Genomic DNA, 509 nt, shown 5'->3' with positions numbered 1-509 from the left:
CAAAATGCCGCTCGCCATTCTAAGCATTTCTTCTTTGTCTTTAAGTAGGAAGAAAATCAGCAGCGGCACCAAAATCAAGTACACCGCCAATGTGGCAATACTAACTAACGATGCAAGTGAGCCTTTTACCACGCTTTCACCCAAACCTAGTGCTTGGTTTTTCGCGTTGGTCACGACGGTTTCTACAATTTGTAGGTTCGCCAGTTCCGGATGGCGCTCAGGCAACGTCATGATGAACTTTTGCAGCCCGTTATACATGTTCGGAATATCGTTGATTAAGTTGCCAACCTGAGTCCAGATCGTCGGAACCAAACCAAATAAGGCAATCAACATGATGCTGATAAAAATCAGCAGAACAATAATCACTGATAAGGTGCGAGGCACACCCATACGAGACAATTTAACCACTGGCCATTCTAGGAGATATGCCAATACGATCGCCACCAGCAATGGCGCAATCAAATGCCCAAAGAAGTAAATGGTGATAAAACCAAACAGCAAAATGGCGA

1 protein-coding gene is annotated in these 509 nt (G+C 44.6%); it reads right to left on the bottom strand.

What is annotated here, in order from left to right:
• Positions 1-509, bottom strand: a 509-nt coding sequence (locus tag R7190_RS31075; protein ID WP_318138367.1) for an AI-2E family transporter, incomplete at both ends; no start/stop codon positions are given.

Source organism: Vibrio sp. 1078-1 (assembly GCF_033340475.1).
Note: the sequence above shows the minus strand (reverse complement) of the source record. Positions and strands in the feature narration are given on the sequence as shown.